Raw genomic sequence first — 13,113 nt, forward strand, 5'->3', positions numbered from 1 at the left:
CCGCCGCCTCCGCTAATCATTACGGCGCACGACCAAGGGGGGAAACGCGATGACGAAAGACGGCTCACGGATCACGCTGCGCCAGCTCGAGATCTTCCTCGCCGCCGTGGAAAACCGCAGCTTCGCCGCCGCGGCCGAGACCCTCTCCCTCTCCGCCCCTGCGGTCTCGATGCAGATGAGCAAGCTGGGCGAGGAGCTGGGCGCCGTCCTGTTCGAGAAGGAAGGCCGCTCGATCCAGCCGACCGAGATCGCCAATGCCCTCGTGCCCTACGCCCGCCAGATGACCACCACCCTGACCGACGCTGTCGAGATGGTGAAATCCATGCAGGGCGAGCTCGACAACCGGGTGCGCGTCGCCATGGTCTCCACCGCACGCAATTTCGGCCCCCAGCTCTTCCAGGAATTCCAGAAACACCACCCCCGGATCGACCTACAGATCACCATCGCCAACCGCCGCGGCGTGATCGAGGCGCTGGAAACCGGCCAGATCGACCTTGCCCTGATGGGCCGCCCGCCCCGCCGGATCGAGGTGACGGCGCACCAGTTCGCGCGCCACCCCTACGTGCTGATCAGCCACCCCGACCACCCGCTCGCCCGGTTCCGCCGCATCCGCCGCGCCGACCTCGCCGCGCACCGTTTCCTTGTGCGCGAACCCGGCTCCGGCACCCGCATGGTCCACGAGCACTACTTCCAGAGCGACGGCCTCTCCCTCCCGCAATCGCAGGAGATGGACAGCAACGCCAACATCAAGCAGGCGGTGATGGCCAACATGGGCCTTGCCTTCATCTCGGCCCACACCATCGCGCTGGAACACGAGGCCGGCAAGCTGACCATCCTCGACGCCGAGGACATGCCCGAGCTGCGCGACTGGTTCGTGCTCTACCCGAAAGAGGCCGTGCTCGGCGCCGCCGCCCGGCAGTTCCGCGATTTCATCAAGTCGAAGGGCCCGCGCTTCATGCGCGACTTCTTCGGCCCCACGCTCGCACCGGTCTAGTCGTAGGCCGCCACCGCCGGCGCCACGCCGAAGGCGCCCGCCCCGTACAGGTGCGCGCCGGGCCGGCGCATGTCGATATCGTCGCGCAGCTTCGCGGCGATGCGGGTGATGTTCGCACGCGCCGGAAACACCCGGTCGAATCCCTTGGCAAGAAACAGCGCCTCGGTCTCGTCCCAGCTTCCCTTCGCGGCAAGGAAGCGGCCGCCCAGGTACAGCAGCACGTCGCTCACCCCACTCGCCGCGCAGGTCTCCCGCAACGACTTGCACTCCGATTCCGCCAGCCCGTCGGCACAGGAAACGAGAATCGCATCCGCCCCCGTCTCGACCGCCGCCCTGACCAGCTCGGCGCGGCTGCCACAGCAGCCGACATTCTCAACTTCGAACCCGTGATCGGTCAAAACCTGCGCCATCACGCAATTCCCGACCGTTTGCTGCTCTGCCCCGATGACCCCGAGGACGATTTTGTAAGTCGATGGCATTCCTTGCCTGTCCATGTTGCCTGCAACCAGTTTCGACCCGTAGAAAACTCCCCCGTTACGGTCAACATGGCTTATTTCACTTTTTGCTTACTTCATGTTTTCTTATCATTCATTGGGCGATTTCCGGCTCATCCCCGCCCCGCCCGAAGGCCGCCGCCACCCGTCGCGCGGCCATCGCGGTGTTGTTCTCCTGCATGTTGGCCACCGCCTTCATGTCGCCCTGCTCCAGCCAGAACACCATTTCGCGAATCTCCCGCAAGAGCAGCGTGAACTCACGTTCCGGCGCCTCGGCGTAAAGCGCGAACCAGAAGGGCGCGACCTTGAAATAATAAAGGTCGTGCAGCCCCCGCAGCTCCCGATTCCCGATCAGCGCGTTGACGATCTCGTGCCGGTCCTCGTTGACCTGCCAGAACGCCCGAGCCCCGGGCGGGTCCGGCAGCGCCTCGGCCTGCGCCTGCAACGCCCGCATCGCGTCGGCCGATTCGCGCGGGCACGGCCCCGTCGCCAGCTCGCCGATCAGCCCGGCCAGCCGGATCCGCAATTCGTAGATATCGGCCAGCGTCTCCGGGTCGCCCGCCGTCACCAGCGTGCCCACACCGTTGCGCGTCTCCACCAGGCCGAACGCCGCAAGCTGGTGCAGCGCCTGCCGCACCGGCGTCCGGCTCACCCCGAACTCCCGCGCCAGCTCGACCTCGCGCAGCACCGCCCCGAACGGCAGCTCCAGCGTACAGATCCGCTCGCGCACCGCCCGGAAGATCGCCGCGGCGCCCTTGGTCTCCGCCCCGTCCCTCAATACTCGCGCAAAAGCCGGCCCAGCCCCTCCAGCCGGTCCTGCACCCCGGCCAGCCGAAGCACGTCCCACAACATCGCCTGGTTGGAACAGATCGCCGTCTTGCCCAGCGCCTGCTCGATCCGGTCGATGACCTCCATACTCCGCAGCGCGCCACAGCTCAGCAGCACCGTATCCGCCTCCGGATGGTCGATCGCCCGCGCGTAATCCATCAGGTACGCGGGCGACACCCGGATCATCTCGGTGTCGTAACTCAGCCCCATGCCATGCGCGCGCAGCACCTCGAACCCGGCCTCTTCCAGATACCGCACCATCCGCGCGTTCAGCTCCGGCACGTAAGGCGAGCCCAGCACGATCTTCCCCGCCCCCACCGCCGCCAGCGCCTTGCGCACCGCCCCCGCCAGCGTCGAGGCCACCGCCCCCTTGGCGCCCTTCTCCAGCTCGGCACAGGCCGCCGCCTCGCCCACCGCCACGGTCCCCGAGGTACAGCCCAGCGTCACCACGTCCAGCCCGTCATCCGGCAAGATCCGCCCCGCCGCCGCGGCCAGCGACTGCTTCAACTGCGCCAAGCTCTCCGAGGTGATATCCCGCGGCATCGGCGCCCGGCTGAAATACGCGCCCACCCCCGGCGGCATGTGGCGCAGCATCTCCTCCTCGATCGTCTGCTCGTTGGGGATCAGCACGAAGCCGATCTTCGCCCGCGCATTGCGCCCCTCGTCGAAACCCACCGCGTTCAGGATCGCCGCCCGCGCGGCTTCGGTCATCGGATCATTGGCGTTCATATGGGCAACTCCCTCCGGGATCTGTCGCATATGTATACACCAGCCGTCGATTCCGCACAAACCCGTTGCCGTGATGTCCGATAGCTTCCAACCTGTATACAGCTTGACCCGATTCCCTGAAGGAGCCCGCCATGCATTCGAACCCCTTCACCGATGCCGAACTCGCCCGCCGCCTCGCCGCCACCCGCACCGAGATGGCCAAACGGGGCCTCGACATGGCCCTCTTCAGCTCGCCCGAGAACATCTTCTACCTGATCGGCCTCGACCACTGGGGCTACTTCGCGCCCCACCTCCTCATCGTCCCGGCCGTGGGCGACCTCACCCTCATCACCCGCCAGATGGAACAGGTCGTCATCCGCAACCAGGTCCGCAACGCCACCTTCATCGGCCACACCGATTCCGAAACCGCCGCCGACGTTGCGGTGAAACACCTGAACGGCCAGTGCGGGGGCCTTACCCTCGGCCTCGAAAACTGGTCCTCCGGCCTCGCCTACGGCATGGGCCACCAACTCGCCAACCAGATCGACGCCGCCGCCTGGCAGGATATCACCGGCATGCTCGACCTCATGCGCCTCGTCAAATCGCCCGAGGAAATCACCTTCATGCGCGCCGCCGCCAAGGCCGCCGACGCGGGCACACAGGCCGCCATCGACGCCATCCACGACGGCGCCCGCGAAACCGATGTCGCGGCCGACTGCCTCGCCGCCATGACCCGCGCCGGCGGCACGCCCCCGGGCTTCGGGCCATTCATCCGCCCCGCCGCCCGCATGGCCGAGGAACACACAAGCTGGGGCGACGGCACCCACCACCAGACCGTTTTCCTCGAGGTCGCAGGCTGCGTCGCCCGCTACAACGCGCCCATGGGCCGCCTCGTCCATATCGGCTACATCTCCGAGGAAGACGCCGAGATGGCCGAGCTCAGCACCCGCGCCTTCCACGCCACGCTCGACGCCCTCAAACCCGGCGTCACCGCACGCGATGTCTACAACGGCTGGCAATCCGTGGTCGACGCGGCGGGCCTGCCCACCTACCGCCGCCACCATTGCGGCTACCTCGTCGGCATCGGCTTCCCGCCGTCATGGACAGGCGGCCCCCGCGTCACCGGCCTGCGCCACGACTCCGACCTCGAGATGAAGGTCGGCATGACCTTTCACCTCATGTCATGGTTCACCGAAACCGGCCGCGGCAACTACTTCGTCTCGAACACCGTCCTCCTCGGCCCGGAAGGCGCCGAGATCCTCAACAGCACCCCCTTCGGCCCGCACGTGAAATGAGCGCTGCCTTGACCTCCCCGTCGGGCCCGCCTTAACTGGCGCCCCGCCGGTCACCCAAGGACAAAGCCCTGCCCGCCGCCCCGATCCTCTTCGACACGGCCGACCAAGGCCTCTCCGCCGAGATGGCCATGCTCTCCGCCGTGGCCTCGGGCGACGCGCCGCGCTCCGCATTCCTCTGGTCGGTCGCCACCCCCTGCCTCGTCCTGCCCCGGCGCTACACCCTCACCGACACCTACCCGCAGGCCGCCCGCGCCTCCGCCGCCGAAGGCTGGCCCGTCACCCCCCGCCAGACCGGCGGCGGCATCACCCCGCAAGGGCCGGGCGTGCTCAACGTCGCGCTCGCCTTCACCGTTGCGCCGCCCCATGGCCGCGACATCCGCGGCAGCTATGCCGAGATCACCGACCCGCTCACCGACGCCTTCGCCACCCTCGGCATCGCCTCCACCGCCCAGCCCGTCGAGGGCAGCTTCTGCGACGGCGATTACAACCTCGCCGTCTCGGGCCGCAAGATCGTCGGCACGGCCCAGCGCTGGCGCGGCAACACCTGCCTCGCCCACGCCCTCATCCTCACCGATATCGACCTCGCCCCGGCCGTCGCCGCCGTCCAGCACCTCGCCACCGCCCTCGGCCACGACACGCATTTCAGCCTCGACGTCCACAGCCGCCTCGCCGACCTCGCGGCACACCCGCAAACCCTCACCGAAGACCTGAACGCCGCCCTGCACAAGGCCCTGACAACCCGCGGCTACGCCGACTGGACCCCCGCAAGCGCCTGACGCATCGCCAGTATCATCGCATCCCGCCGCGCGCTCAGCTCCTCCACCGACTGCCCGGCATTGGCCTCCTCCAACCCCTCGACCAGCAACGCAATCGTTTCCGCGTCCAGCACCGGCTCACCCATATCCTGCCACCACCCGTTGAACGTATCGGCAAAGTGGTCGCAGAACGCCTGCAACCCGCCCGCGCCGGCCCCCAGACCGAACAACGCCGTCGGCCCCATCGCCGCCCAGCGCAGCCCCGGCCCCGCACTCATCGCCTTGTCCACATCCGCAACGCTCGCCACGCCGCTCTGCACAAGGTGAATGGCCTCCCGCCACACCGCCGCCTGCAACCGGTTCGCCACGTGCCCCGGCACCTCGCGCTGCACCCGGATCGTCACCTTGCCGATATCCGCATAGAACGCCTCCGCCGCGTCCAGCACGCCATCCTCCGTCCGCCCGTTCGCCATCAGCTCCACCAGCGGAATCAGATGCGGCGGGTTGAACGGATGCCCGAGGATGAACCGCCCCGGCGATTGCCACCCCTCCTGCATCTGCCCCAGTGTCAGCCCCGAGGCAGAGCTCGCCACCACCGCCCCCGGCGCCAGCACCGGCTCGATCTCGGCAAATGTCGCGTGCTTGATCGCCACCCGCTCCGGCACGTTCTCCTGCACGAACCCGGCGCCCTCGACGGCCTCCGCCGCCGAGCCATGGAACGTCACCCGCCCCGGATTGCCCCGCTCCGTCAGCCCCAGCGCGTCCATCGTCGGCCACGCCCGCTCCACATAGGCCCGCACCGCCGCCTCGGCCCCCTCGACAGGGTCATAAACGGCCACCGACCGCCCCGACGCCAGGAACAACGCCGTCCAGCTCGCCCCGATCACTCCCGCGCCCAGCACGGCGCATTGCGTCACATCATTCATTCAGAACATCCCCGGATTGAGGGGGGACGCCGCGGTCATCCCCCCGTCGATTGTAAACAATTGCCCGCTCGCGAACCCCGCCTCATCCGAGGCCAGCCACACCGCCATCGCGGCAATATCGCCGGGCTCCCCGAACCGCCGCACCGGATGCCGCGCAATCGCGTCCCGCCGTGCCGCCGCCGGATCACCCGCAAGGTCGAACCCCGCCTCCAGCATGCCCGTGTTGATCCACCCCGGACAGATCGCGTTGCACCGGATCTTCGGCCCGTGATCCACCGCAATCGACCGCGTCAACCCATGCACGAAGGCCTTCGACGCATTGTAAAGCGCCATCGACGGGTCCGCGTTCTGACCGGAAATCGACCCGATATTCACGATCGCCCCGCCGTCCCGCATCACCGGGATCGCCGCGCGACAGACATTGAACACCCCCCGGCAATTCGCCCCGATCACCAGCTCCCAATCCGCGTCCGTGCTATCGACAACCGTCTTCTCCACCTGCACGCCCGCGTTGTTCACCAGCACGTCCAACGCCCCGCAGGCCTCCACCAGCGCCGCCGCCTGCGCCGGGTCCGACACGTCCGCCGTCACCCAGCCACAGCCCTCCGGCAAATCCCCCGAATCGCCCCCGCGCCCACAGGTCACCACCTCGGCGCCTTCGCGCAAGAACGCCTCGACGATCGCACGCCCGATTCCCTGCCGCCCGCCGGTCACCAGCGCCCGCTTTCCCTCAAGCCGCATCCCGCTCCCCCGACCGAACCTTCACCATTCCGAAAATACTCAAATCCTCATCTGCTGCACCTGCGCCGACAGCCCGCCATCCAGAACCCACAACTGCCCGCTCGCATACCTTGCCTCGTCACTGGCCAGCCAGGTCACGAGGTTGGCGATATCCTCCGGCGTGCCATAGGTCCGCAGCGGGTGCACATCGCGCACCGCCTGCTGCAACTCCCCGATGCTCTTGCCGCCCCCGCCCGATCCGTCTCCGGTAAAGAAACTCTGCAGCATCGGCGTGTCAATGTAACCGGGGCAAATCGCGTTCACGCGTATTCCCTCCGGTCCGTGATCGCAGGCCATCGCCCGGGTCAGCGCATGCACCGCCCCCTTGGTGGCGCAATAGGCGGCCAGCCCCGGATCGGCGATGAACCCGTCATAAGACCCGAAATTGATGATCCCCGAACTCACGCCATCCGCCGCCGCCTTCCGCAACAACGGCAACGCATGTTTCGAGGTCAGGAACGTGCCCGTCACGTTCACCGCGAAAGACCTGTTCCACTCCTCGAGGCTCGTCTCCTCGATCGTCTTCTCGATCTCGATCCCGGCGGCATTCACCAGCACGTCCAGCCGCCCCTGCTCCTCGGCGACCCTTGCCATCGCGGCCGTCACGCTCTCCTCATCCGACACATCCACCCGAACAAAGCGAGACGCGCCGTCAGGCGCGGCGAGCGACCCCGCCTCTGACAGATCCGCCGCATAAACCACCGCCCCCTCAGCCTCGAACCGCGCACAGATCGCCCGCCCGATCCCCCCGCGCCCGCCGGTCACCAGCGCCACCTTCCCCTCAAGCCGTCCCATCACACCCTCCCCGTCCCGGCCCCCGAGCCGGAACCTGTCACCACGCTCACCCGATCGCCCTTTCATACGCCTCCAGCATCAGCCCGTGGAAATGATGCACCGCATGCTCCGACTTCCCCGATCCGCTCGGGTCGTTCACGATCCGTCCTTGCGTGAAGGCCGGCGTGCTCATCCCCCGCTGCAAGCTCTCAACCAGCCCGATATCCTCCACCTGCAACACCTCGTCGAGATACCGGATCGCATCCAGCTCCATCGCGTCCGGCTCCGGCGTCTCGAGGAAGAAATCATAGGTCTCCAGGGTCCGATCCGGCCCCGCCGGAATGATGTTCAGCACGATCATGCTCGACCGCCCCGGATAGCGCATCAGGCAAGTGGTCGGCCAAAGCCACCACACCGCGTGCGTCCTGACCGTGGCGTTCGACACGTCATAGGCGCTGTTCGCCCCCTGCCCCGCATCCGCCATGTGGCTCGAATAGATCCCGTAGGTGGTCACCTTGTAGGTATCCATATCCACGAGATCGCAGAAATCCTTGTGCGCCGTCGGGCAGTGGTAGCACTCGAGGAAATTGTCGACCACGTTCTTCCAGTTCGACTTGATGTCATAGGTCAGACGGTGACCAAAGGTCAGATTCTCGATATCCGGCGCCCAATGCCGGATTTCCGTGCCAAGGCTCCCCGACTGCTCGTGCAGCGGCTTTGCCTGCGGGTCGAGATTGACGAAGACGAAGCCGCAGAATTCTTCCACCTGCACGGCGTCGAGGCAGATTTCCCCCGTCTCGAAATCCTCCAGGTGCTCCGTCTCCGGCGCCCGCACCAATTGCCCGTCCAGCTTGTAAACCCACGCATGGTAGGGGCACATGATCCGGCTGGTCTGCCCCTCGCCCCGCAGCAATTCATGCGCCCGGTGCTTGCACACGTTGTAAAAGGCCCGCAGCACCCCCTCCCGGTCCCGCACCACCGCAACCGGCCGCTCGGCAATGCTCACCGTGACGTAAGACCCGGGCTCCCGCAGCTTCTCGACATGGCACACCCACTGCCACGTCCTCGCGATCACCGCCTGCAAATCGGCCTTGTACCACCCCGCCTCCGTATAGGCATCGGCGTGCAGCGACAGCGACCGCCCCGACTCCTCGGAGTACCCCTGCCGGATCCTCTCGAAATCGGCGCGTTTCGGCATGTCGGTCATGGCTCGGCCCTCCTGCTGGCTGGCAGGCCACACGCGACTCGGCGGCCCGCCTCTCTTCCCCAGCATCACCCCCAATTCAAAGGCGCATTTACACCAAACCCGCCGCGAACTTGACCAAACCAGACATCACACCGTCTTCCGATGCATCGGCCACGCCCGGAACTCGAACGGCACCCGCCCCTCGATCCGGTCCTGCCGGGGCGGCAGCCCGAACCTTGCCCGATAGGCCCGCGAAAAATGCACCTGGCTCGCGAAGCCCGACGCCAGCGCCACCTGGCTCAGCGCCATCTCCGTCTGCGTCACCAGCCCCCTTGCCCGGTCCAACCTTATATCCCGATAATACGCCGCCGGCGCCTTCTTCACGTAACGACGAAACAGCCGGTCCAACTGCCGGTGCGAAATCTCCATCCGCTCGCAGATCCCGGCAATCGACAGCGGGTCTTCCAGGTGCTTCTCCATCAGCGCGATCGCCCGCCGCACGTTCCTCGGCGCGGTGTTCCCCAGCGGCTCCAGCGGGTCCGCATTCTGCTGGCTCCCCGCCGGCCTGACACTCTGATGAAAGAGGTACCGCGCCGCCCGGTTCGCCAGCGCATCCCCATGCGTCCCCCGCAGGATGTTCAGCGCGAAATCCGTCGCCGCACTCCCGCCGCTGCAACTGATCCGGTTGCCGTCATAAACGAACAGGTCCTCCGTCACTTCCGTGTCGGGATACATCTCGCCGAACGCATCGATATGCTCGTAATGCACCGTCGCCCGCCGCCCTTTCAGCAGCCCCGCCTCGGCAAGAATGAACGCGCCGGTATCCAGCGCCGCCATCGTCGCCCCGGCCCTGGCCCAGCGCCACAGCGCCGCCTGCAACTGCGCCGAGCGATGCGCCTCCGGCGTCCAGCTCGACGACACCGCCACGATATCCCGCCGCTGCCCCGCGATCTCCGCCAGGGCCCGCGTCCCGATCACCATCCCGTTGCTGGCCGCACACGCCCCGCCCGCCTCCGACACCACGTCCCAGCGGAACAGGATCTGCCCGTTCAGGTAATTCGCCACGCGAAACGGGTCGATGAACCCCACCGTCGCGGCAAGGTTGAAATGCGGCGTCACCAGAACGGCAAGCTGCACCGGGATGCGGGGCGCGGGCATGGGTCCACTTTCGGCCAGAACACGTCCAGCCATGTTAAATCGGGCAACGCGCCTAAAGCAATTCCCCGATCCGCCGGATCGCCTCGCGAATGTTCTCCGTGCTGTTGGCATAGGAGAACCGCAGATACCCCTCGCCGAACTTGCCAAAGGACGTCCCCGCAATCGCCGCCACCCCGGCTTCCTCCAGAAACCGGTCCTGCGCCTCGTGGCTGGTCATTCCCGTCCCCTCGATATTCGGAAACGCGTAGAAGGCCCCCGCCGCATCGGCACACCTGACCCCCGGCAACCCGTTCAGCGCCTCGACGATCACCTGCCGCCGGGCGTCGAACTCCGCCACCATTTCGCGCACCGCGTCCTGCGGCCCGTTCAGCGCGGCAATCCCCGCAAACTGCGTCGCCGCGTTCACACAGGAATGGTCGTTGATGCACAGCCGCGTCACGTGATCCACCGCCGCCTCGGGCCACACCGCATAGCCCAACCGCCAGCCGGTCATCGCGTAGGTCTTCGACCACCCGTCCAGCATGATCAGCCGGTCGCGGATCTCTGGATACAGCAACAGGCTCACATGTTCCCGCCCGCCATAAAGCATGTTGGAATAGATCTCGTCCGACATCACCGCCACCTGCGGATGCTCGGCCAGCCCCGCCACCAGCTTGTCGATCTCCTCCTTCGGCGTCACGCCGCCCGTGGGGTTCGCCGGGCTGTTGATGATGATCAGCCGCGTCTTCGGCGTGATCTGCCCCAGCACCGCCTCGGCGGAAAAGGCAAACCCGTTCTCCTCCTTCAACTCGATCGGCACCGGCGTCGCCCCGCTATACCGGATCACGCTCTCGTAGATCGGAAAGCCCGGGTTCGGATACATGATCTCCGCCCCCGGCTCGCCGAACATCAGCACGGCAAAGAACATCGTGGGCTTGCCGCCGGGCACCGCGACCACGTGATCGGGGTTCACCTCTACCCCGTGCCGCCGGTGCAGGTCCGCCGCCACCGCCTCGCGCAACTCCGGCAAGCCATTGGCCGGCGTGTACCCGTGATGCCCGTCGCGCAGCGCCTTGATCCCCGCCTCGACGATATGCTCCGGCGTCCGGAAATCCGGCTGCCCGATCCCGAGGTTGATGATATCGCGCCCCTCGGCCGCCATCTTCCCGGCCTTGGCCAGCACCGTGAAGGCCGATTCCGTCCCAAGGCGCGAAAGGTTCCCGGCAAACTGCAATTCCGTCATGGCCACTTCCCTGTTTTGAAACTCTCCCGCGTGCTAGCGCAAAATGCCCCCGATGAGAACGCCCGCCGCGCCGCGCCGTCACTGCCCGGAAATCGGGCACACCGCCCATCATTTGCGCAACCTCACCGGCCCTGCGCCGCGCACACCCCCCGAATCTTGCCGCCCCATCGCGCCCGTGATCCCATCCAACCAAGCACCACGCCATTCTCGGGGGGAGAACTGTCATCACGCTGCATCCGGCCCATGTTCTGCCGCCCGTCCTCCCACGGGCAAGGGGCGAGATCGCCCTCTCGACCAAGCCGGTCGGCGGGCGCAGCGTGCTCGACACCCTCCGCCAGTCCGGCGCCTTCAAGGCCCTCTTCCCCCGCCCCGAGCACGGCCTGCAGGCCATCCTCATCAACACCTCCGGCGGTGTCACCGGCGGCGACCGGTTCCACGTCACCGCCCATATCGGCACCGACACCCATACCACGCTCACGACGCAGGCCGCCGAACGCGCCTACCGCGCCAGCCCCGGCGAAACCGGCCACATGCGCTCGCGCCTTACGGTGGCGGAGAACGCCACCCTCCACTGGCTCCCGCAGGAACTCATCCTCTACAACGGCTGCGCCCTCGACCGCCGGCTCGAGATCGACCTCGCCCCCACCGCCCGCCTGCTGATGGCCGAACCCGTCCTCTTCGGCCGCACGGCCATGGGCGAAACCCTGACCGACGCCAGCTTCCGCGATCGCATCCGCATCACCCGCGCCGGCCAGCCCCTTTACCTCGACGGTGTCTCCCTCACCGGCGATCTCGCCGCCCGCCTTGCCCGCGCCTCCTCGGGCAACGGCGCGGCGGCGATGGTATCCCTCCTCTACGTCGCCCCCGACGCCGAGGCCCATCTCGCCCCCCTGCGCGCGCTACTGCCGCCTACCGGCGGCGCCTCCCTGCTCGCCCCCGACATGCTCACCCTGCGCCTCGTGGCCCCCGACGGCCACGCGCTCCGCACCCACCTCCTGCCCGCGCTCGACCGGCTCAGCGGCGGCGCCCTCCCCACGTCATGGAGACTGTGACCCGATGAACCTGACCCCCCGGGAAAAAGACAAGCTGCTGGTCGCCATGGCCGCCGAGATCGCCCGCAAACGGCTGGCGCGCGGCGTCCGGCTCAACCACCCCGAGGCCATCGCGCTGATCACCGACGCCGTCGTCGAAGGCGCCCGCGACGGCCGCTCCGTCGCCGACATGATGGAAGCGGGCGCCAAGGTCATCACCCGCGATCAATGCATGGAAGGCGTCCCCGAGATGATCCACGAGGTCCAGGTCGAGGCCACCTTCCCCGACGGCACCAAGCTCGTCACCGTTCACAACCCGATCCGCTGAAAGGCCCGCCCATGATCCCCGGAGAGCTCTTTCCCGCCGAAGGCACGCTGACGCTCAACGCCGACGCCAAACCGATCACCCTGATGGTCGCCAATACCGGCGACCGCCCCGTTCAGGTCGGCAGCCACTACCACTTCGCCGAGGCCAATTCGGCCCTCGACTTCGACCGCGACGCCGCCCGCGGCATGCGCCTCGACATCGCCGCCGGCACCGCCGTCCGCTTCGAGCCCGGCCAGCGCCGCGAGGTCAGCCTGATCCCCGTCTCCGGCGCCCGCCGCATCTTCGGCTTCAACCAGTCCGTGATGGGCGCGCTATGAAACACGGCATGATCCCCAACCCCTTCGCCCTGCTGCAACTCCAGACACAGGCGACCCTCATCGCGATGGAGGCGGGCGCCGTCATCTGGATGCGGATGATGGGCATGGCCGGCCTCTGGTCGGTCCTCCCCTCCGAGAATGCCCGCATGGTCACCGAGAAGCAGAAAGCCTTCGCCGAGGCCGGCACCCGCCTGATGCTGGGCACCATGAAAGGGCAGGACAGCCAGAAAACCCTGTCCCGCGCGCTCAAGCCGATCCGCCGCACCACGAAATCCAATGTCACCCGCCTGACAAGGCGCGGCCCGAAAAGGAACTAG

At 67.5% G+C, this 13,113-nt stretch carries 16 protein-coding genes; 7 read left to right on the forward strand and 9 right to left on the reverse strand.

Going from position 1 to position 13,113, the window contains the following annotated elements:
- The first annotated feature begins 49 nt into the window (after positions 1-49).
- A complete protein-coding gene (locus tag QUV18_RS01575; RefSeq protein ID WP_300891492.1) occupies positions 50-994 on the forward strand; it encodes a LysR family transcriptional regulator in 945 nt (314 codons plus the stop codon).
- On the opposite strand, the gene glmS is transcribed toward QUV18_RS01575, so the two are convergent.
- The 3 genes from glmS to QUV18_RS01590 form a co-directional block, all read right to left on the reverse strand.
- Entirely contained in the window at positions 991-1,473 is a 483-nt protein-coding gene (glmS, locus tag QUV18_RS01580) for a methylaspartate mutase subunit S (RefSeq protein WP_300891493.1), read from the reverse strand. The two genes, QUV18_RS01575 and glmS, sit on opposite strands and share 4 nt — an antisense overlap.
- Positions 1,474-1,582: 109 nt before the next feature.
- Positions 1,583-2,266, reverse strand: a complete 684-nt coding sequence (locus QUV18_RS01585) for a GntR family transcriptional regulator (RefSeq protein WP_300891494.1) — start codon at positions 2,264-2,266, stop codon at positions 1,583-1,585.
- Complete coding sequence (locus QUV18_RS01590; protein ID WP_300891495.1) at positions 2,263-3,045, reverse strand: arylmalonate decarboxylase; 783 nt, start codon at positions 3,043-3,045, stop codon at positions 2,263-2,265. Before QUV18_RS01590 ends, QUV18_RS01585 begins: the two co-directional genes overlap by 4 nt.
- Before the next feature lie 131 nt (positions 3,046-3,176).
- Between QUV18_RS01590 and QUV18_RS01595 the strand changes: the two genes are divergently transcribed.
- Positions 3,177-4,319, forward strand: a complete 1,143-nt coding sequence (locus tag QUV18_RS01595; protein ID WP_300891497.1) for a Xaa-Pro peptidase family protein — start codon at positions 3,177-3,179, stop codon at positions 4,317-4,319.
- Between the two features lie 122 nt (positions 4,320-4,441).
- The gene (locus QUV18_RS01600; RefSeq protein WP_300891498.1) at positions 4,442-5,095 is read left to right on the forward strand and encodes a hypothetical protein; all 654 of its coding nucleotides are present in this window, start codon (positions 4,442-4,444) and stop codon (positions 5,093-5,095) included.
- Here QUV18_RS01600 and QUV18_RS01605 read toward each other — a convergent pair.
- The 6 genes from QUV18_RS01605 to QUV18_RS01630 form a co-directional block, all read right to left on the reverse strand.
- Positions 5,065-6,000, reverse strand: coding sequence for a 3-hydroxyacyl-CoA dehydrogenase NAD-binding domain-containing protein (locus QUV18_RS01605; RefSeq protein WP_300891499.1), 936 nt, complete (start codon positions 5,998-6,000; stop codon positions 5,065-5,067). The two genes, QUV18_RS01600 and QUV18_RS01605, sit on opposite strands and share 31 nt — an antisense overlap.
- The gene (locus tag QUV18_RS01610) at positions 6,001-6,741 is read right to left on the reverse strand and encodes an SDR family oxidoreductase (protein ID WP_300891500.1); all 741 of its coding nucleotides are present in this window, start codon (positions 6,739-6,741) and stop codon (positions 6,001-6,003) included.
- A 39-nt stretch (positions 6,742-6,780) separates the two neighbouring features.
- Positions 6,781-7,575: an SDR family oxidoreductase gene (locus QUV18_RS01615; RefSeq protein ID WP_300891502.1), complete on the reverse strand. Its 795-nt coding sequence runs from the start codon at positions 7,573-7,575 to the stop codon at positions 6,781-6,783.
- Positions 7,576-7,621: 46 nt separating this feature from the next.
- Positions 7,622-8,761, reverse strand: coding sequence for a ring-hydroxylating oxygenase subunit alpha (locus QUV18_RS01620; RefSeq protein ID WP_300891503.1), 1,140 nt, complete (start codon positions 8,759-8,761; stop codon positions 7,622-7,624).
- 126 nt (positions 8,762-8,887) lie between these two features.
- Positions 8,888-9,931: a GlxA family transcriptional regulator gene (locus QUV18_RS01625; protein WP_300891504.1), complete on the reverse strand. Its 1,044-nt coding sequence runs from the start codon at positions 9,929-9,931 to the stop codon at positions 8,888-8,890.
- Positions 9,932-9,950: 19 nt separating this feature from the next.
- Entirely contained in the window at positions 9,951-11,120 is a 1,170-nt protein-coding gene (locus tag QUV18_RS01630) for a pyridoxal phosphate-dependent aminotransferase (protein WP_300891505.1), read from the reverse strand.
- Positions 11,121-11,437: 317 nt separating this feature from the next.
- On the opposite strand from QUV18_RS01630, the gene QUV18_RS01635 reads away from it, so the two are divergent.
- Genes QUV18_RS01635 through QUV18_RS01650 form a run of 4 tightly spaced genes read left to right on the forward strand, consistent with a single transcriptional unit; the run spans position 11,438 to position 13,113 of the window.
- Positions 11,438-12,172, forward strand: coding sequence for an urease accessory protein UreD (locus QUV18_RS01635; RefSeq protein WP_300891506.1), 735 nt, complete (start codon positions 11,438-11,440; stop codon positions 12,170-12,172).
- A gap of 4 nt (positions 12,173-12,176) precedes the next feature.
- A complete protein-coding gene (locus QUV18_RS01640) occupies positions 12,177-12,479 on the forward strand; it encodes an urease subunit gamma (RefSeq protein ID WP_300891507.1) in 303 nt (100 codons plus the stop codon).
- Positions 12,480-12,490: 11 nt separating this feature from the next.
- Positions 12,491-12,796, forward strand: a complete 306-nt coding sequence (locus QUV18_RS01645) for an urease subunit beta (protein WP_300891508.1) — start codon at positions 12,491-12,493, stop codon at positions 12,794-12,796.
- A gap of 8 nt (positions 12,797-12,804) precedes the next feature.
- Positions 12,805-13,113, forward strand: coding sequence for an antifreeze protein (locus QUV18_RS01650; protein WP_300891509.1), 309 nt, complete (start codon positions 12,805-12,807; stop codon positions 13,111-13,113).

Source organism: Roseovarius sp. (genome assembly GCF_030373445.1).
Taxonomy (GTDB): Bacteria; Pseudomonadota; Alphaproteobacteria; order Rhodobacterales; family Rhodobacteraceae; genus Roseovarius.

Excerpts from the sequence above, each read along its gene's own strand:
- QUV18_RS01575 (WP_300891492.1), top strand. The coding sequence starts at position 50 with ATGACGAAAGACGGCTCACGGATCACGCTGCGCCAGCTCGAGATCTTC.
- glmS (WP_300891493.1), bottom strand. The coding sequence starts at position 1,473 with ATGCCATCGACTTACAAAATCGTCCTCGGGGTCATCGGGGCAGAGCAG.
- QUV18_RS01590 (WP_300891495.1), bottom strand. The coding sequence starts at position 3,045 with ATGAACGCCAATGATCCGATGACCGAAGCCGCGCGGGCGGCGATCCTG.
- QUV18_RS01595 (WP_300891497.1), top strand. The coding sequence starts at position 3,177 with ATGCATTCGAACCCCTTCACCGATGCCGAACTCGCCCGCCGCCTCGCC.
- QUV18_RS01600 (WP_300891498.1), top strand. The coding sequence starts at position 4,442 with ATGGCCATGCTCTCCGCCGTGGCCTCGGGCGACGCGCCGCGCTCCGCA.
- QUV18_RS01605 (WP_300891499.1), bottom strand. The coding sequence starts at position 6,000 with ATGAATGATGTGACGCAATGCGCCGTGCTGGGCGCGGGAGTGATCGGG.
- QUV18_RS01610 (WP_300891500.1), bottom strand. The coding sequence starts at position 6,741 with ATGCGGCTTGAGGGAAAGCGGGCGCTGGTGACCGGCGGGCGGCAGGGA.
- QUV18_RS01615 (WP_300891502.1), bottom strand. The coding sequence starts at position 7,575 with ATGGGACGGCTTGAGGGGAAGGTGGCGCTGGTGACCGGCGGGCGCGGG.
- QUV18_RS01620 (WP_300891503.1), bottom strand. The coding sequence starts at position 8,761 with ATGACCGACATGCCGAAACGCGCCGATTTCGAGAGGATCCGGCAGGGG.
- QUV18_RS01625 (WP_300891504.1), bottom strand. The coding sequence starts at position 9,931 with ATGGCTGGACGTGTTCTGGCCGAAAGTGGACCCATGCCCGCGCCCCGC.
- QUV18_RS01630 (WP_300891505.1), bottom strand. The coding sequence starts at position 11,120 with ATGACGGAATTGCAGTTTGCCGGGAACCTTTCGCGCCTTGGGACGGAA.
- QUV18_RS01640 (WP_300891507.1), top strand. The coding sequence starts at position 12,177 with ATGAACCTGACCCCCCGGGAAAAAGACAAGCTGCTGGTCGCCATGGCC.
- QUV18_RS01645 (WP_300891508.1), top strand. The coding sequence starts at position 12,491 with ATGATCCCCGGAGAGCTCTTTCCCGCCGAAGGCACGCTGACGCTCAAC.
- QUV18_RS01650 (WP_300891509.1), top strand. The coding sequence starts at position 12,805 with ATGATCCCCAACCCCTTCGCCCTGCTGCAACTCCAGACACAGGCGACC.